Raw genomic sequence first — 17,444 nt, 5'->3', positions numbered from 1 at the left:
GCGTCCCCGGCGGATTTCATTTTTTTATATAGTTCTCTGTATAGTATGGTACATCTTCTGAATTGTAATCCACCCCGATACCGAGGTGGGTATAGGCATCATTCAATGTATTCACACGATGCTCCTCTGAATTCAACAGGCTGTGATGCGAGAAGATCGGTGAAGTATGGCCCATTGCGATATTCTCACCCGCCAGTTTGAACCGGACCCCCTGCTCTTCCATACGGTCCTTCAAAGTGCCTCCGTCGGGGGAATCGTGGGAAAAGTAATCATTATCCGCCATATCTTCGCTGTGTCTGCCTGCAGCATCAGCCGCCCCATCATGGTGATCGAGTGCCCCGGCGCCGTACTGGATGCGTGTGGCGTTGACCAGCTGGAATTTCATCTCTTCATTATCCGCAGCGGGAGGATGATTATACAGCTCACCGTTTTCCATCTCCGACTGCTCCACGATGAGGAGGCCGTTCACTTCGTCCGCCTTATGCAGATCATAAAAGAAGAAGACATAGATGTCATCGATTTCAAAGACATCATATTCATCATTCTCCACGATCAGGCGTTTCTCACCTTTGTCCACGGTGCCGACCGGTTCCCCGTAGACTTCATGTATCCCCTCACGGTCCATACCCTGAATATTGATGGAATCGACCGTAACTTCATCATTATTCGTATACGCACCGGTGATCCTGCCGTCATTCACCAGCAGCATATGGAATATATCATTCTCGTTGATGATATGGAACTCACCGCCGTATTCGCTGCCGACCACTTTGGTGTCCCCGGGTGCCATGGCTAAAGTGCCGCCGATTTCATATCTCACGGAGTATGACTGTGCGCTGTTGACCTGCTCTATTTTGGATGTATCATAGTTCGGCAGTACGTACATATGCAGCCATTCCATGGCATAACCGCCGTCAAGCCCCTTCCTGAAATCATAGGATCCGGCTGCCGGATGCACGAAGAAGGCGATCACTGTCAGCACCGCCAGATATATCAGTTTTTTTAACATGGCTTCACCCGCTTCAGCGCAAAAGTGCGTTTATTGGAGCCGGACGACCGGCAGTGTCCGGATGGATTCATTCACTCTTCTTTCAGGGCTGCCCGTCCACCTTCACCAGGAGGTTGTCGATCAGGCGTGCCTTTTCATATTGTACGGCGATGAAGATGATGACATCCGATTCGATATGGGTAACAGGATCGAGATCCGGATGGCTGAAAATCTGCACATCATCAATCCACCCGCCGGTATGCCTGCCGATGTGATCTTTTATTTTGCCGAGGACAAGTGCCGGATCCCTCTCGCCGGCATGGATGAGTTCCTCACCCAGCTTCAGGCTTTTGTAGACGTGCGGAGCCTCCGACAGTTCCTGTTCGCTCAAGTTCATGTTCCGGCTGCTTTTGGCGAGGCCGCTCTCATGCCTTTCCGTTTCAACCGGGAGAATCTCGATGTCATGGTTGAAGTCTTCGACCATCCGCTGGATGATCATCAGCTGCTGCCTGTCCTTTTCACCGAACGTCGCATAGTCCGGTTCGATGATGTTGAAGAGTTTATTGACGACCGTCACGACACCCTCGAAGTGGCCCGGCCGTTTGACGCCGTCCAGCACATCCGCCATGCTGTTCAGTGAAATGTCGAGTTCAAGTTCACGCGGGTACATCTCCTCCGTCTCCGGATGGAAGACATAGTCCACTCCCGCTTCCCTGCAGATTTCAAGATCACTTTCCAGATCCCTCGGATAGCTGTCCAGATCCTCATCAGGCCTGAACTGGAGCGGATTGACGAAGATGCTCACGACGATCGTCCGGGCATGTTTTTTCGCCTCTTCCACCAGTTTCATATGTCCGCTGTGCAGTGCACCCATCGTGGGTACGAGCGCGACGCCCCCGGTGTCCGCATTCTTTAAATACTCCCTGATCTCCTTGATTTTACCCGTTGTTTTCATCCTCATATACCTTCTTTTTATAAGTAGTGTTCTCATCCGGGAATTTCTGATCCTTCACTTCTGAAATGTACTCCCCGATGGCTTTGATGCCTGCTTTGTCGAAGTCGCCGTACTGTTTTACAAACCTCGGCGGCCTCCCTGTGCCGTATTTGAGCACATCATGGTATACAAGCACCTGTCCGTCGGTGCCGATGCCCGCCCCGATGCCGATCAAAGGCATTTGGGTCTGACGGGCAGCCTTTTCAGCGAGGTCGGACGGTATCGCTTCAAGCACGGCCATCACCACACCGAGTGCTTCGAAATTCTGGAGGGTCTCTATGAGTTCATCCGCCTCTTCCCTGGAGGATGCCTGCATCCTGAAGCCTGTGAGGCCGACGGCCTGGGGAGTGAGTCCGAGATGCCCGACGACCGGGATGCCTGCATCAATCAGATGATGGACGAATCCTTTGAGGTGGGCCCCCTCGATTTTTATGGCATTGGCACCGCTCTCCTGATACAGCCTGATGGCGTTCTTCACCGCTTCCTCATGGCTGGCATGGTATGTGCCGAAAGGCATATCCACCACGATATATGTATCCGGCGCGCCGCGTCTTACGGCTCTCGCATGATGGATCATATCCTCGAGCGTCACTTCCACCGTCGACGCATAGCCGAGCACCGTCATGCCGAGCGAGTCCCCCACAAGGATCATATCGATGCCTGCAGCTTCCGCCTGCCGTGCACTCGGATAATCATAAGCGGTGAGCATCGTGATCTTTTCACCGCTCTTTTTCATTTCAATAAAATCCATTGTCGATTTCATTAATTTCCCTCCTGAGTGATCATTAAGTTATAATTATTCTACCACATTATACTCATTACAATTGGAGGTATTCTGAATGAAAATCGCCTGCATAGGGATTGGAGCCGTCGGTAGCATCATTGCAAGGGAGCTGAAGAAGACGGATTTCGATGTCGATTTATACTCGAGACGTGCAAGCAGCGGCTTCACCATTTATGAAAACGGGGAATACATTACATACAACCATCCTGTAAAAACGATGGCGGAGGCCCGGGGTCAGCGGTATGACATCATCTTCGTCGCCTCAAAAGCGACCGCACTTGAAGATTTGAAGCCGGTCATCCCGGCCGTCTCGCACGAAGGGACGGAAGTCATCCTGTGCCAGAACGGCATGGGGTATGACAGCTGGTTCCAGAACAGCATCCCGGCGGTCGTCTATATCAGCGGCCAGAAGAAAGAGGATCATATCGAGCATTTCAGGGACAGCCGGCTGATTATCCCGGATGCACCCCGCCGTCATCTCGACCGCCTCATTGAACATAGTGAACAGGACGAAAATATCCATCTTGAAATCAATAAAGACCCGGAATTTGAAAAGCTGCGGTATGAGAAGCTGCTCATCAATCTCGGGGTCAACACCATTACGGCCTTATCACGCAACACCGCCCGTATATTCCGGGATCCCGAAATCACCGCCCTGACGGAAGCGCTGCTTAAGGAAGGACAGGCCGTAATCAACCAAAAATCCCGCATCATCACAGATGACTTCATTGATGCCTCCATCCGGTTGTTCCAGAGTTATCCGGACCATATGGGCACAAGTATGTATTACGACGTCATGAATGATACGGCCACAGAATATGAATTCATCCAGAAATATTTCCATGATAACAAAAATGACCTTGAAACGCCCGTCCTAGATGTGACATATACCCTGCTTAAGGGATATGCGATCGGCCGTGGAAAGAATTGAAGACCGCATCTGCTGAGGCAGATGCGGTCTTCAATATTCATGTGCCGCAAAAAGTGTTCCGTATCATCTCTTCTTCATTCGGCGGCCGCTTATAATATTCATCATGTGAATCATCGAATGGTGTCTCGAGCACTTCCACCAGCTTTTTGACTTTGGAAAGGTCATCCGTCTTCTCAGCGTAGAACAAAGCTTCCTCCACCAGATGGTTGCGCGGTATGACGGCTGGGTTGGTGTTGATCATCAGCATATGTGCATCTTCGAGGGATTGGTCTTTTTCCCCGAGTGCCGCTTTCCATCTGCTGAGCCATCCATTCAGCTTTTCCTCATCTTCCACTTTGATGCTCTCGATGTTTCCAAGGGACAGGGCCCTGAATGTGGAGGTGTAATCCAATGACTCTTCTTCCAATATTTCAAGCAGGTCCAGGACAAGCGCAACATCACTTTCCTCCGGCGCCGGTATGCCTATTTTATTGACCATATCCGACAGCCAGTACGCCTGGTACAGATCCTTGTAGTTATCGAGTTTCTCCTGGGCGATTTCAATCGCCTTTTCCTCGTCATCGTTGAGCAGCGGCAGGAGCGTTTCAGCGAACTTGGCCAGGTTCCACTGTGCAATGCCGGGCTGGTTCCTGAACTGGTACCTGCCCTGGACATCAATCGAACTGTAGACGGTCTTCGGATCGTAATAATCCATGAATGCACATGGGCCGTAATCGATCGTCTCCCCGCTGATCGCCATATTGTCCGTGTTCATCACACCGTGTATGAAACCGATCGACTGCCATTTCGCAATCAGGTAACTCTGCGCATGGACGACGGCCTCGAGAAACAACTCATATTTGTTCTCTTTATCGGCAAAGTCCGGGTAATGACGCTCTATCGCATAATCGGCAAGCTCTTTAGCAGCTTCTTCACTTTCGATGATCGCATACTGGAAAGTCCCCGCCCTCAAATGACTGCTTGCGATCCTTGTCAGAACGGCACTTTTCTGCACCGTCTCCCGTCTTACAGTGTCCCCGGTGAGCGTGACGGCAAGGCTCCTGGTCGTGGGGATCCTGAGTGCATGCATCGCTTCGCTCACGATATATTCCCGGAGCATCGGGCCGAGCGGCGCACGGCCGTCCCCGGACCGGGAGTACTTCGTCCGCCCGGAGCCTTTCAGCTGTATATCATAACGCTGGCCGGCATGGACATGCTCCCCGAGCAGCACTGCCCGGCCGTCGCCAAGCCGTGTGAAGCTTCCGAACTGATGTCCTGCATATGCCATGGCAATCGGTGTCTCCCCGACGATTTCATTGCCGGACAGCACTTCCGCCCCCTCCTGTGAATTGAGGGCCGGTGCCTCCAACCCAAGGCTCAGGGCAAGCCCGGTGTTGAACAGCAGCATCTCAGGGCTGCTGGATTTTTCAGGTGCTGTCTCTGTATAAAAATGCGGGGACAGCTGCCTGTAAGTCGTTTCAAAATTGAAACCGAACGTCATTGTTTCCATCTCCAATCGAAATTCAGATTAATTCTTTCAAAGCCATATGCAGTGCATAGATGACATGTTCCATGACAAGCCCACCCTGTACATATACGGTGTAGGGCGGCCTGATCGGACCGTCTGCACTCAGTTCAAGGGAAGCACCCTGGACGAATGTGCCCGCTGCCATGATGACCGGGTTCTGGTACCCGGGGATCAGGTCAGGTATCGGCATGAATTTGGCATTCACCGGACTCGCCTTCTGGATCATCTGGACGAATTTGATCATCTCATCCTCAGTGTTGAAACTGACCGTCTGAATCAGGTCCGTCCTTTTATCGTTAGGTTTCGGGTCCGCCTCCATGCCGATCCTGCCGAGCACATGGCTCGTCAGCACCGCACCGTTCAGGCTCTCTGCGACAGCATGGGGTGCCATATAGAACCCCTGGAACATATCGGTGAGCACATTCAGGCTTGCCCCCATCTCTTTCCCGATGCCGGGCACGGTCAAACGGTAGCTCACCCTTTCCACAAGGTCAGCCCGGCCTGCGATATAGCCGCCCATCTTGGCAAGGCCGCCGCCGGGGTTCTTGATCAGGCTGCCGGCCATGATGTCCGCCCCCGCTTCCAGAGGCTCCCGCTCTTCGACGAATTCGCCGTAGCAGTTGTCGACGAAGATGATGACTTCAGGGTGCGCCTCTTTGATCGTGCGGCAGACCGCTTCAATCTCATCGACCGTCGTCGAGGCACGGAGGGAGTAGCCCCTCGACCGCTGGATGCCGATCACTCTGGTCCTGTCATTGATGGCCTCCATGATTCCTGTGATATCAAAGGTGCCATCCTTCAGTTCGACTTCCCTGTACGACACGCCTTCATCATAAAGACTGCCGATATCATCCTTGCTGCTTCCGACGACTTTCTCGAGCGTATCGTAAGGGGTGCCCGTGATGTACAGGAGTTCGTCGCCTCTCCTTAGGAGCGACAGCAGCACGAGGCTGATTGCATGGGTGCCGGAGATGATCTGGCTTCTGACAAGCGCGTCCTCCGCCCTGAACACATCCCGGTAAATATCCTCAAGCTTGTCACGGCCGATGTCATTGTAGCCGTAGCCGGTCGTGCCTGCGAAATCCGAATCGCTCACTTCATTATCCAGAAAAGCCTGCATCACTTTTGAAAAGTTCCTATATGCCATTTTTTTATTGTCTTTGATGATCGGTTCGATCTCTTCAAGAGATTCCTCAATCAGATTTTGCACTGCCAATGTCGTCACTGCCTACAATCCTTTCAATCCATCCACCTTCCGGTGAATATCCTTCTATTTTAAGATGTCCCGTCTCTTCATCCGTACTTGTCCCCTCGATGATCGTTGCACTTTTCAAAGGGTAATACAGATGGGAATCCCCTGCGGACAATTCGACTTCATATTTTTCGAAGTGCTTCTTCATAAAATCCTCAAGATGCTGGTTGATTTCCTGCTGCGGTGTGTTCTTCGACACATACACGGCAGGTTCATCGGTGATCAGATTTTCACGGTCATTCAAATCACTCTTGTTGAAGAAGATGATCTGGGGGATGTCCGTCATGTCCAGCTCCTTCATGAGCGTCTTTACGGTATCATAATGGGTCATGATGTTTTCTGCATTATTGTCGATGACATGGATGATGAAGTCACTGTCACCGGCTTCCTCAAGCGTCGATTTGAAGCTTTCGACCAAGGTGGTCGGCAGGTTTTGTATGAAACCGACCGTATCCGTCAAAATGCATTCGAAGCCGCCCGGTGTCGTCACCTGCCGCGTCTTCGGATCGAGTGTTGCGAACAGTTTATCCTGTTCGAGCGCATCACTGTCCGCCATGATGTTGAACAGTGTGGATTTGCCCGCGTTCGTGTAGCCGATCAGGGACACTTTGACCACCTGGTTCTTCTGTCTCTTTGCACGGTAACGCTCCCGATGGTTGATGATCGTCTTCAGCTGGTTTTTGATCTCTTTGATGCGGGTGTTGATATGCCGCCTGTCGGTTTCAAGTTTCGTCTCACCCGGACCCCGCGTGCCGATGCCCGCGCCGAGCCTGGATAAATTGATGCCCTGTCCTTTCAGCCTCGGCACAAGGTATTCCAGCTGTGCAAGTTCAACCTGCAGCTGCCCTGCCTTGCTGTGGGCCCTCAAGCTGAATATATCCAGGATGACCTGTGTCCGGTCGATGACTTTCATATCCAGGACGGATTCAATCCGCCTGTTCTGGCTCGCGGTGATTTCATTGTTGATGATGCAGTAATCTATGCCTTCATCATGCTCTGCCGCAACGGATTCCAGAAAGCCGATGCCGACGTAGCTTTTCGGATCGATCCTGTTCCTGTTTTGAATATACGAACCGACGACCTCGATCCCGCTGGACAGCGCCAGACTTTTCAATTCCTCCACCTCGGAGTGGATATCTTTTACATCGAATGTATTCACTGCGATGATGATGCCTTTTAAATTTTCAGACATACAGCCGGTTCACCTCCATCAGATTATTTCGTCTTAAATAAATGTTTAATAGTTTTATATTTAGTGTACATAACATATATACGGAATATTCGTTTGTTTATCAGAAAGGGGCGCTTCAAGTGAAAACACATATATACGACTTGAAGTTTAAAGATGCGGATGGTCATGAGCACTTCATGAAAGAGTATGAAGGGAAAGTGGTGCTGATCATCAACTTGCCGGCGGAGCCCGAATATACGGAGCAGCTGGCAGATCTTGAACATTTATACAGGAAACATAAAGAAGTCGGCTTCAATGTACTCGGTTTTCCCTCCGAAGACTTCACAAGGAGGATGCCCGTGGCAAACCTTCTTGCAGGCAATAAGGAAAAAGACGCCTACACTCCTGCTTTCCCCATCATGGAGACCGTCCATGTGAGAGGTAAAGATATGCATCCACTTTTCCAGTATCTTACAGAAGGCAAATCTGCACTTTTCAAAAATCAAGTGAAATGGGACTATACAAAGTTCATCATATCGCGTGAAGGGCGTGTCGTTTCACGTCATTCACCCCGCACCCCCATCTTGCAGCTCGAAGATGAAATCCGGCAGCTGCTCAGCGGTTAAAGATAAAACCCACCCAAAATTGGATGGGTTTTATCATTTTACAAATGTACTGATCGCATGCTTGTAGATCATATGGCTTTTACCGCCAGATTCCACTTTGATTACATACTTGTCGAAATCTTTGATCTTGCCTTTCATCTGGAAACCATTCTGCAGAATCACCGTGACTTCCAGGTCCTGATCCTTGATTTCATTCAAAAATTCATCCTGAAGATTTACACTGTTCATAGTCTCATACCCCTTTTTCATGTTCTTAAAAACTGATTCAGATCGTTGAAAATCTTCTCTTTGCTCGTTTCGTCCTCCATGTCATACCAATTGACATCCAGCTGGTTCCTGAAGAACGTCAACTGCCTCTTCGCAAAATGGCGTGTGTTCTGCTTGATGTTCTCCTTCACCTGCTGCAAAGAGATGTCACCTTCGAAATAAGGGAGGAACTCCTTATATCCTATTGCCCCTTTGGCCGTCGTCGACAGTTTATGTTCCTTGTATAACTTTTCGGCTTCTTCAGCAATCCCGTTATCGAACATCTCCTCAACTCGTTCGTTGATCCTGTCGTATAATATGGAACGTTCGCGTTCCAACCCTATTATAAATGTATCATATTTGGGCTTGTGTTGATAGTCAGAGTCCTTCACCGCCGGACGGTGGCTGATCCTTTCGGACAATTCGAATTTGATGAGCTGCCTGAGTATCCTCTGCCTGTTGTTGGGGTGGACTTTTGATGCCAGATCCTCGGATATCTCCTTCAGCCGGCCGTAAAGTATCGTGGTGCTCAGTTTATCCAGCCTTTCCATCAGTTCCCTTTTATCGGCATCATCCTCATCATGGAAATCGTAATCATAGATCAACGCCCTTATATAATGTCCGGTACCGCCCACGATGAAAGGTATTTTATCATTCTCATGATAAGTGTCTATCAAATCATCCACTTCATGCTTGAAATCATGGACCGAAAAACTTTCCTCCGGCTGCTTTATATCAATCATATGGTGGGCGATGCCCCTCATCTCTTCAGGCTTGATTTTCCCCGTCAAAATATTCATATGCTTATATACCTGCATCGAATCCCCGCTGATGATATCAAAATCGAAATTTTCTGCGATATCGAGCGACAGCGCAGTTTTACCGACCGCGGTCGGACCGATCAGCACTATTAATTTTTCATTGGTCGACATGTGACATCACCCATTCCAAAAGTTTTTGATATACTTGTTCCCTGTTTTTCTCATTCAACACTTCATGCCGGCTCGTCTCATACAGCTGCACCGTGACGGACCCCGCGTACGGCGCCATTTTCCCGGCCAATATACGTATGTCCCTGCCGAAACCGGAGAAGGGATCTTCTTTTCCACCGATCAGTAAAATCGGGGTTTCCGGCTGATAATGCTTCAGTGTATCATCGGAATCCGCCATCCTGATATGCCTTACGATTTCTGCGAGTGCATTGAAAGTCATGTTGCGCCCGCAGAAGCCGTCACTGTTATATCGCCGTACGACATCCATGTCGCTGCAGAGCCAGCGGTTCTGCTCATTTTCAGGGAAGTGTCCGTCATATCCGAAGAAAGCGAGCCTCGTCAGCCATTCACCGCGCATCTCAGGCACGAAGCGTTTCGCACCGCCCATGAGAAACGACAGGACACCGTTGGCAAGTCCTCTTTTGCTGCCGGTGCCGATGAGTATCCCTGCATCATAATCAGGCATGGCCAGCAGCCTTCTTGCGACGATCGACCCCATGGAATGGCCGAGTATGAAGGTCTCCAGATGCCGGGGGATGAGCGCCTTTACACAGAGGGCATCTTCCATCAGTTCATCGAAGCTTGCAAAATGGCCTGGAGTGTCTGTATCCGCCCCATGCCCCCTGTGGTTGTGGATGATGGTGAAGATGTCATTGGCCATCAGCCATGTGCAGAGCTCGTCATACCTGTCCATATGCTCGGCCATGCCGTGCAGTATCTGCACTGCAGCAACCGGCGCATCCGGCCTGAAGACTTTGGCCGTTATTTTATACTCTCCGTTGTGAACTTCCTCATAGGAAATCATCCGGTTCCCCCCTATTTCATGATCCTGTTGAACATCCTTTCAATTTCATACGTCGTCATCTGTATGATGACCGGCCTGCCGTGCGGGCATGTATACGGGCTGTCGCACCGGTTCAGCTCTTCAAGCAGGGCCTCCATCTGACGTTTATCCAGGTAGTGATTCGCTTTGATCGATTTTTTGCAGCTCATCATTATGGACATTTCCTCTTTGTAGTCGTTGACGCTGAAATGATCTTTATGACAGATGAAATCGATGAGTGAGGCGATATCCTCTTCCGGGTCATCTGCCTTGATCCAGTCGGGATAGCGTGAGACCGAGTAGCTTTTCGTACCCGTCTTCTCTATCTCAAAACCGAGATCCCTCAAGTCATGCAGTTTCTCATCGATCGTGATGACATCATCCAGCGGAAATTCGAATGTGTACGGGATCAGCAGCGGCACACCGTCCCCGTCTTTTTGTATATTTTCATAGTAGTATTCGTATTTGATCCTTTCCTGCGCGGCGTGCTGGTCCATCATATACATGCCGCTGTCGTTCTGCATCAATATATACGTGCCGTGCAGCTGGCCGATGATTTCAAGATAAGGGAGTTTCTCCTGCTCCAGTGGCTCTGCTTCGGAAGTGCCCGTCGACGTCTGCGCAGGTTTACGGAAAGGTGCCTTCTCCCTTTTCGGGCTCCTCCCGGTGCTGTAATCTGCCCGCTTCTCCGTTCCGGACACTTTCGGCCATGACTCAGAACGGCTTCCCGGTGTCTCCCGGACGCTGAGGGCACTGTTGCCGGTATCCGGACCGGATTCCGGTGCCGCTTTTGCCTTGGGCTGGCTGAAGTCGAAGCCCGGCTGTTCGGCCTTTTCCTGTTCATGCTTCTTCACGGATTTCTCAACGTCGGGGATGAGCGTCTCCTCCCGAAGGGCTTCCCTTACGGTCTGCTCGACGAGTGCGTTCAGTTCATGCTCCTTTGAGAACCTCACTTCCGTTTTGGCCGGATGGACGTTCACATCGACGATCTTCGGATCCATTTCCATATTGATCACCGCAACCGGGTATTTATCTTTCGGCTGCAGTGTATGATACCCGTTGATGATGCTCTGGCTCAGCCTGAAGTTCCTGATGAACCGCTGATTGACGGACAGGTTGATGAAGTTCCTGTGGCTCCGGGTCACTTCCGGTCGGACGATATAGCCTGTAATGTGGAAGTCCGGGGTTTTCGCCTCCACGGGCACCGCGAGCCTTGCGACATTGATGCCGTATATGTCAGCGAGCACCGCCTTCAGATCACCCTTGCCGCTCGTGCGGAGCCTCTCCCTGCCGTCGATCAGCAGCGTGAAGCTGATGGCCGGATGGTTCAGCGCCATGTGCTGTATGATGTCGATCACCTTCCCCGCCTCCGTCCTTAAGGAGCGGACATACTTCAACCTTGCCGGTGTGTTGAAGAACAGTTCACGGATCGTTATATCGGTTCCGATGCGTGCTTTTCCGGGTTCGTTCGCTGCAATGACCCCCCCGTCATACTGGAGTTTCACTGGCTCCGAGTCCCGGTTCATGGTCTCGAGCGTGACTTTCGCCACGGCGCCGATGCTTGCGAGCGCCTCGCCGCGGAACCCCATCGTCCGTATTTGGAAGAGGTCGTAGTCATTGCCGATCTTGCTCGTCGCGTGCCGCTCGAATAAGAGCGGAGCATCTTCTGCCTCGATGCCCTCGCCGTCATCGATCACCCGGATCTCCTTCATGCCCGACTCTTCGATGCTCACCTGGATTTCAGATGCGCCGGCATCGATGGAATTCTCGATCAATTCCTTGACGACTGAGCTTGGCCGTTCAACGACTTCACCTGCGGCGATCTTATTTTGTATTTTTGGATCGAGGATCTTTATTTTACTCATTATGATCATCCTTTACCATGCTGGTCAGTTCATTCAGCTTCTGCAGCCCTTCAAGCGGCGTCAAAGTGTTCACATCCACCGCCTTCAGTGCCTGGACCACATCCTTCGCCGTGTCTCCCGCCGCGGTCTCGAGGTCATCGAGGGGCAGCTCGAGCTGGTAGACATCGGCCTTCCCGGATTTGCGTCCCGATTCGAGCGCTGCGAGCTTCTCCCTTGCGTAAGAGGTGACCTCTTCCGGCAGTTCGGCGAGCCTTGCCACATGAATGCCGTAGCTCTTCTCCACCGCCCCCGGCTTCACCTTATGGAGGAAGACGAGCTTCCCGTCATATTCGGTCGCCTTGACATGGTAGTTGCCGAGGCCCGCGAGCTCCGCGTCTAGACGGGTCAATTCATGGTAGTGCGTTGAGAATAAAGTCCTCGCCCCGATGAAGTTATGGATATAGACGAGCATGCTTTCGGCAAGCGCCATGCCGTCGTAGGTGGAAGTGCCCCGCCCGATCTCGTCGAAGATCAACAGGCTGTCCTTCGTCGCCTTCCGGAGCGCCTCGTTCGCCTCCATCATTTCAATCATGAATGTCGATTTGCCGCTGGACAGGTCGTCACTTGCACCGATCCGTGTGAAGATGGCATCAAAGACCGGCAGCACCGCCCTTTTGGCGGGGACGAACATGCCCATCTGTGCCATGATGCTGATGATTGCGACCTGGCGCATATAAGTGCTCTTCCCCGACATGTTCGGCCCGGTGATCAGATAGATGAATTCCCCGTCATCCATACGCAGGTCGTTCGGCACATAAGTGTTTTCACCGATGACCTTCTCGACGACCGGATGCCGGCCGTCCTCCACTTCGAACTTTTCACGGTCGAATTCCGGCTCGGTCAGCCGGTAGGTATTCGAGACTTCCGCAAATGCAAGCAGGCAGTCGAGTGTCGAAATCATCTCCGCCGTCTTCTGGAGCCGTTCCATATAGGCTTCCATCTCTTTTCGGAGTTCGGTGAACAGACGGTATTCAAGGACGATGCTCTCATCTTCTGCAGTCAGTATCCTGGTCTCCATCTCCTTCAGCTCAGGCGTGATGAAGCGTTCGGCATTCGTCAGAGTCTGCTTGCGGCTGTAGTCGAATTTCTCGGCATCAAAATTCATCGCATTGACCTTTGAGATTTCAATGAAGTATCCAAAAACCTTATTGAAGCCGATCTTGATGTTCTTGATGCCGGTCCGCTCGCGTTCCGCTTCAAGGTATTCGTTCAGGTAGCTTCTTGCATTGTCCTGGATGTACCTCAGTTCGGAGAGTTTCTCATCATATTCCGACTTGAATATATTGCCGTCCCTCACGGTTTTCGGCGGCGGGTCGAGCAGGCTGTCATCCAGTATGCGGTGGAGATCCTCCAGTGCATCAAATCCTTTGAAGATCGGGAAGTCGAGCAGCCCGAGTTCCGTCAGTATGCTTCTGATGGCCGGGAGCCCTTCGAGTGAATCCCTGATCTGGATCAGGTCTTTGGCATCTATATTGCCGAAGCTGAGACGGCCGACGAGCCGCTCGATATCATAAACCTGGTTCAGGAGTTTGATCAGGTCCGCCCGCTCGATGAAGTTGTCGAGGAAAATGTTGACGACATCATGCCTCGCCTTGATTTCCGGAATGTTCATCAGGGGACGTTCGATCCATGAGCGGAGCTTCCTTTTGCCCATCGGCGTCTCCGTCCGGTTCAAATACCAGAAGAGCGAGCCTTTTTCCTTTTTCGTCTGTAAGTTGCTTAAAAGCTCCAGGTTGGAGATCGCTGCATGGTTGAGTTTCATGGCGCCGCTGATGCTGTGTTTCCTCACCGGCCTGAAATGTATGAGGCTCTTCATATTATTCGCACTGATATATGAGAGGAGGAGATTCAGCACTTCATCCTCGCGTACGCCCTCTTCCTTCTCGACATCATGCGCCTCCGCTTCACCGTACACCGTATAGAGCGGCGGATCGTTGTAGATCATGCTGAGCAGATGCGCACTCTCTTCATCGACGACGATCTCCGACGGTTCCACCCGCTCCACTTCGCTCCTCAGCTCATCCTCATCAGAGGTGCTGAAGGCATACAGCTCACCTGTTGAAATGTCCGCATAGGCCGCACTGTAGAGACCTGCTTCCTCATACAGGGCGAGCAGGTAATTGTTCCTGCCGTCCTCCATGCCGAAGTCATCGATCAGTGTGCCCGGCGTGATGACCCGGACGACATCGCGCTTGACCATGCCTTTGACTTCCCGCGGATCCTCCATCTGTTCACAGATTGCCACTTTGTATCCGTTGTCGATCAGCTTCGCGATGTAGTTCCTCGCGGAATGGTGCGGCACGCCGCACATCGGGATCGGGTCCTTCTTCTTATCCCTTGCAGTCAGGGTGATCTCAAGTACCTTGCTCGCCGTCACGGCATCATCATAGAACAGCTCATAGAAATCACCCAGCCTGAAGAACAGGAGGGCATCCTCATGCTGCTCTTTGATCGTTAAATATTGTTTCATCATCGGTGTGACTGATGTCGCCATAATAACACTTCCAAATCAATAATTTTATCTCTTCAATTATATCATCATTCAAAGTCTTGTTTGAAGGGATTAACGCTCATCCATCATCCCGGACAACACATTGCGTTTCTCCAGCTGCCTTAAGATGAACCAGGAAATCAGCGCACCGATCAGGCTGCTGACGATGAATGCCGGCGCAAGCACCATGAAGAAGCTGTCATCGAGCCCGAGCACCAGTATGAGCGGATAGGTCATCAGTGCACCGATCAGCCCGGTGCCGATGACTTCCCCGGCAACTGCAGCGGGCAGCTTTTTCAGGCGCCGGTACAAAAGCCATGCCAACAGTGCCCCCGCCATGCTGCCCGGATAGGCGAACGGTGTACCGGTGCCGAGCAGGATGCGTATGGTTGAAGACACGAATGCCTGAAGGACCACCCACGGCCCGGTGAGCACCGCCCCGATCACATTGATCAGATGCTGCACAGGTGCAGCCCTGATGAAACCGAGCGGTATCGTCACGATCATCCCAAGCACTACATTCAGTGCGATAAGTATACTCGTTATCGTCAATTTCCTTGTCATGACCCCACTCCCCCAAATGAAAACAGCTGTACACCGGCGGCGTACAGCTGAGTTCGATACATTATTATTCAATAGGTTCCTGATTTGGCCTGTTATGCACGGCGGCACCCGTTTCACCCATGAGCAGATCCCCGCCTGTCGATGTGATGACTTCTTCAGTCACGGTCCTGCTGATCGCATGGGAGACGAGCTGCAGGAGTTCATTGACCTGCTGCTGAGATTCCTGGAACTGGTTCACTATCGGCATTTCATCCAGTTCATCCTGGATCTTGCTGATCTTCTCCTCAGTCATCTGGTAGGCACGTTCCTTGCCGTAGTTCTGGAAGTTGACAGACTGCTTCTGGAGGCTCTTCAGGCTCGCCATCCTCTCGCGCACTTCTTTGTTTTCATGGATTTTGGCTTCCGCCTTCTTGAAGAATTCCACCTGCTCCGTCTCCGCCATCATCTTGCCCAGTTTCTTTGCTTCTTCAACGATTTCCTGCTTTGTATACATTACGCTTCCACCTTTTCTTCATTAAGCACTTCCACAAATTCACCCATCAGGGAATAATTCTTCGTTTCAGTGATTTTTACTTTGACTATCTTACCGATGACTTCATCACCGGGTGCCGTGAAATTCACGAGTTTACTCTTGTCCGTATAACCTGCATAAATGTCATCACGCTTCTTGCTGGTGCCTTCGCACAGCACATTCACGTACTCATCCTGATACTTGCTGAGTGCATCACGCGTATAATGCGTGACCAGGCGGTTCAGACGCTGGAGGCGGTCCTTCTTGTCCTGGTCGCTCACATTATCCTCCATTTTGGCGGCAGGTGTGCCGTCCCTCGGGGAATAGATGTAAGTGTAGGCATGCTCGAAACCGACTTCCTCATACAGCGTCATCGTATCCAGGAACTGTTCTTCAGTTTCATTCGGATAGCCGACGATGATGTCCGTCGTGAGTGCCACATCCGGCATTTTATCCCTGATTTTGCCGACGAGTTCAAGATACTCCTCGCGGGTGTATTTCCGGCCCATGATCTTAAGCACATCGTTATTGCCCGACTGGACCGGCAGATGGATATGCGGCATCAGGTTTTCACCTGTCGCGAGCACATCGATCAGATTGTCCGTGAAATCCCACGGATGGCTCGTAGTGAAACGCACGCGCGGTATATTCGTCGCGGACACGTCACGCATCAGATCGCCGAGGTCGTAACTGTAATCCAGCTTCAGATCTTTGCCGTAGGAGTTGACGTTCTGCCCGAGCAGGGTGATCTCCTGGTAGCCTCTCGCTGCAAGGTCCCTGACTTCTTCAAGTATGTCTTCCGGCATCCTTGAACGTTCCTTGCCGCGTGTGAAGGGTACGATGCAGTATGTACAGAACTTATCGCATCCGTACATGATGTTCACCCATGCCTTTGTGCCGCCTTCGCGCACTTTCGGCAGATTCTCGATGACATCGCCTTCCTTGGACCATACTTCGATCACTTTCTCCTTGGACATGTAGGCTTCATCCAGTATATTCGGCAGACGGTGGATATTGTGTGTACCGAATATGATATCCACGTTCTGGTATGATTTCATGATCTTGTTGACGACGGATTCTTCCTGCGCCATGCATCCGCATACCCCGATCAAAACTTCCGGATTGTTCTGTTTGACATGCTTCAGGTTGCCGATCTCGCTGAACACCTTATTTTCGGCATTTTCCCTGATCGCGCATGTATTCAGTAAAATCAGGTCCGCATCATCTGTCGTGTCGGTATGTTCATAACCGAGTGCTGCGAGGATGCCGGCGATGACTTCGGTGTCATGCACGTTCATCTGGCAGCCGTAGGTGCGGATAAAGAATTTGCGTCCTTTGCCGAGCCCCTTGAAGCGTTCCTCGATTTTGAAATCTGAATGATATTCGACTTCAGTCTTGCCGCGCCTTCTGGCATCCCTGAGGTTCGGCGGCTGGTAGACATGCTGGAAGTATTGGCTGTAATCTTTCTCTTCTTTTTTACGGGTGACCTTTGAAGCATCCAGTCTCTGTTCTTCATTCATATTAAAACCCCATTTACTCCATTGAAATATCTTTATTCAGTATATAGGTTTTCGTGAATAATTTAAAGTCAATTTAATTTTTCTTAAAGTCCCCGGCATGTAAATTCAAATAAAAGACACACCGCAGTGTATGCGGTGTG

At 51.2% G+C, this 17,444-nt stretch carries 16 protein-coding genes; 2 read left to right on the top strand and 14 right to left on the bottom strand.

From position 1 onward, the window contains the following. Window positions 1-16 precede the first annotated feature (16 nt). From CRN96_RS01530 to panB, 3 genes are all read right to left on the bottom strand, one after another. The gene (locus tag CRN96_RS01530; RefSeq protein WP_097038438.1) at window positions 17-1,009 is read right to left on the bottom strand and encodes a CAP domain-containing protein; all 993 of its coding nucleotides are present in this window, start codon (window positions 1,007-1,009) and stop codon (window positions 17-19) included. An 82-nt stretch (window positions 1,010-1,091) separates the two neighbouring features. Beyond that, entirely contained in the window at window positions 1,092-1,949 is an 858-nt protein-coding gene (gene panC, locus CRN96_RS01525; RefSeq protein WP_097038436.1) for a pantoate--beta-alanine ligase, read from the bottom strand. Continuing rightward, a complete protein-coding gene (gene panB / locus CRN96_RS01520; RefSeq protein ID WP_097038434.1) occupies window positions 1,927-2,745 on the bottom strand; it encodes a 3-methyl-2-oxobutanoate hydroxymethyltransferase in 819 nt (272 codons plus the stop codon). Before panB ends, panC begins: the two co-directional genes overlap by 23 nt. 76 nt (window positions 2,746-2,821) lie before the next feature. Between panB and CRN96_RS01515 the strand changes: the two genes are divergently transcribed. Beyond that, the gene (locus tag CRN96_RS01515; protein WP_097038432.1) at window positions 2,822-3,697 is read left to right on the top strand and encodes a 2-dehydropantoate 2-reductase N-terminal domain-containing protein; all 876 of its coding nucleotides are present in this window, start codon (window positions 2,822-2,824) and stop codon (window positions 3,695-3,697) included. Window positions 3,698-3,734: 37 nt separating this feature from the next. Here the strand turns inward: CRN96_RS01515 and CRN96_RS01510 are convergent, their stop codons facing one another. Genes CRN96_RS01510 through hflX form a run of 3 tightly spaced genes read right to left on the bottom strand, consistent with a single transcriptional unit; the run spans window position 3,735 to window position 7,648 of the window. Beyond that, complete coding sequence (locus CRN96_RS01510; protein ID WP_097038430.1) at window positions 3,735-5,177, bottom strand: protein adenylyltransferase SelO; 1,443 nt, start codon at window positions 5,175-5,177, stop codon at window positions 3,735-3,737. 22 nt (window positions 5,178-5,199) lie between these two features. Continuing rightward, complete coding sequence (locus CRN96_RS01505) at window positions 5,200-6,420, bottom strand: methionine gamma-lyase family protein (protein ID WP_097038427.1); 1,221 nt, start codon at window positions 6,418-6,420, stop codon at window positions 5,200-5,202. Beyond that, window positions 6,398-7,648 carry a GTPase HflX gene (gene hflX, locus CRN96_RS01500; RefSeq protein WP_097038425.1) on the bottom strand — a complete coding sequence of 417 codons (1,251 nt, stop codon included), beginning with the start codon at window positions 7,646-7,648 and terminating at the stop codon, window positions 6,398-6,400. Before hflX ends, CRN96_RS01505 begins: the two co-directional genes overlap by 23 nt. A gap of 119 nt (window positions 7,649-7,767) precedes the next feature. On the opposite strand from hflX, the gene CRN96_RS01495 reads away from it, so the two are divergent. Then, window positions 7,768-8,253 carry a glutathione peroxidase gene (locus CRN96_RS01495; protein ID WP_179647067.1) on the top strand — a complete coding sequence of 162 codons (486 nt, stop codon included), beginning with the start codon at window positions 7,768-7,770 and terminating at the stop codon, window positions 8,251-8,253. 33 nt (window positions 8,254-8,286) lie between these two features. Here the strand turns inward: CRN96_RS01495 and hfq are convergent, their stop codons facing one another. The 8 genes from hfq to miaB all read right to left on the bottom strand — a co-directional run bounded on the left by hfq (window position 8,287) and on the right by miaB (window position 17,304). Then, window positions 8,287-8,481: an RNA chaperone Hfq gene (hfq, locus tag CRN96_RS01490; RefSeq protein WP_097038422.1), complete on the bottom strand. Its 195-nt coding sequence runs from the start codon at window positions 8,479-8,481 to the stop codon at window positions 8,287-8,289. A 17-nt stretch (window positions 8,482-8,498) separates the two neighbouring features. Next, the gene (miaA, locus tag CRN96_RS01485) at window positions 8,499-9,431 is read right to left on the bottom strand and encodes a tRNA (adenosine(37)-N6)-dimethylallyltransferase MiaA (RefSeq protein ID WP_097038420.1); all 933 of its coding nucleotides are present in this window, start codon (window positions 9,429-9,431) and stop codon (window positions 8,499-8,501) included. Continuing rightward, entirely contained in the window at window positions 9,418-10,296 is an 879-nt protein-coding gene (locus tag CRN96_RS01480; protein ID WP_097038418.1) for an alpha/beta fold hydrolase, read from the bottom strand. Before CRN96_RS01480 ends, miaA begins: the two co-directional genes overlap by 14 nt. Before the next feature lie 11 nt (window positions 10,297-10,307). Further along, window positions 10,308-12,179, bottom strand: coding sequence for a DNA mismatch repair endonuclease MutL (gene mutL, locus CRN96_RS01475; RefSeq protein ID WP_097038416.1), 1,872 nt, complete (start codon window positions 12,177-12,179; stop codon window positions 10,308-10,310). Continuing rightward, the gene (mutS, locus tag CRN96_RS01470; RefSeq protein ID WP_097038414.1) at window positions 12,172-14,712 is read right to left on the bottom strand and encodes a DNA mismatch repair protein MutS; all 2,541 of its coding nucleotides are present in this window, start codon (window positions 14,710-14,712) and stop codon (window positions 12,172-12,174) included. The genes mutL and mutS overlap by 8 nt, the downstream gene beginning before the upstream one ends. A gap of 69 nt (window positions 14,713-14,781) precedes the next feature. Then, on the bottom strand, window positions 14,782-15,273 hold the full coding sequence (gene thiW, locus CRN96_RS01465) for an energy coupling factor transporter S component ThiW (protein WP_097038412.1): 492 nt from the start codon (window positions 15,271-15,273) through the stop codon (window positions 14,782-14,784). 64 nt (window positions 15,274-15,337) lie between these two features. Next, window positions 15,338-15,766 (bottom strand): YlbF/YmcA family competence regulator, encoded by a 429-nt coding sequence (locus CRN96_RS01460; protein ID WP_097038410.1) that lies wholly within the window; start codon window positions 15,764-15,766, stop codon window positions 15,338-15,340. Further along, entirely contained in the window at window positions 15,766-17,304 is a 1,539-nt protein-coding gene (gene miaB, locus CRN96_RS01455; protein WP_097038408.1) for a tRNA (N6-isopentenyl adenosine(37)-C2)-methylthiotransferase MiaB, read from the bottom strand. The genes CRN96_RS01460 and miaB overlap by 1 nt, the downstream gene beginning before the upstream one ends. Window positions 17,305-17,444: the final 140 nt, after the last annotated feature.

This window comes from Salinicoccus kekensis (assembly GCF_900220995.1).
GTDB lineage: Bacteria > Bacillota > Bacilli > Staphylococcales > Salinicoccaceae > Lacicoccus > Lacicoccus kekensis.
The sequence above is the reverse complement of the archived record's forward strand: the minus strand, read 5'-3'. Positions and strand labels throughout refer to the sequence as shown.

Coding starts and splice junctions, on each gene's coding strand:
- CRN96_RS01530 (WP_097038438.1), bottom strand. CDS start 1,009: ATGTTAAAAAAACTGATATATCTGGCGGTGCTGACAGTGATCGCCTTC.
- panC (WP_097038436.1), bottom strand. CDS start 1,949: ATGAGGATGAAAACAACGGGTAAAATCAAGGAGATCAGGGAGTATTTA.
- panB (WP_097038434.1), bottom strand. CDS start 2,745: ATGAAATCGACAATGGATTTTATTGAAATGAAAAAGAGCGGTGAAAAG.
- CRN96_RS01515 (WP_097038432.1), top strand. CDS start 2,822: ATGAAAATCGCCTGCATAGGGATTGGAGCCGTCGGTAGCATCATTGCA.
- CRN96_RS01510 (WP_097038430.1), bottom strand. CDS start 5,177: ATGACGTTCGGTTTCAATTTTGAAACGACTTACAGGCAGCTGTCCCCG.
- hflX (WP_097038425.1), bottom strand. CDS start 7,648: ATGTCTGAAAATTTAAAAGGCATCATCATCGCAGTGAATACATTCGAT.
- hfq (WP_097038422.1), bottom strand. CDS start 8,481: ATGAACAGTGTAAATCTTCAGGATGAATTTTTGAATGAAATCAAGGAT.
- miaA (WP_097038420.1), bottom strand. CDS start 9,431: ATGTCGACCAATGAAAAATTAATAGTGCTGATCGGTCCGACCGCGGTC.
- CRN96_RS01480 (WP_097038418.1), bottom strand. CDS start 10,296: ATGATTTCCTATGAGGAAGTTCACAACGGAGAGTATAAAATAACGGCC.
- mutL (WP_097038416.1), bottom strand. CDS start 12,179: ATGAGTAAAATAAAGATCCTCGATCCAAAAATACAAAATAAGATCGCC.
- mutS (WP_097038414.1), bottom strand. CDS start 14,712: ATGGCGACATCAGTCACACCGATGATGAAACAATATTTAACGATCAAA.
- thiW (WP_097038412.1), bottom strand. CDS start 15,273: ATGACAAGGAAATTGACGATAACGAGTATACTTATCGCACTGAATGTA.
- CRN96_RS01460 (WP_097038410.1), bottom strand. CDS start 15,766: ATGTATACAAAGCAGGAAATCGTTGAAGAAGCAAAGAAACTGGGCAAG.
- miaB (WP_097038408.1), bottom strand. CDS start 17,304: ATGAATGAAGAACAGAGACTGGATGCTTCAAAGGTCACCCGTAAAAAA.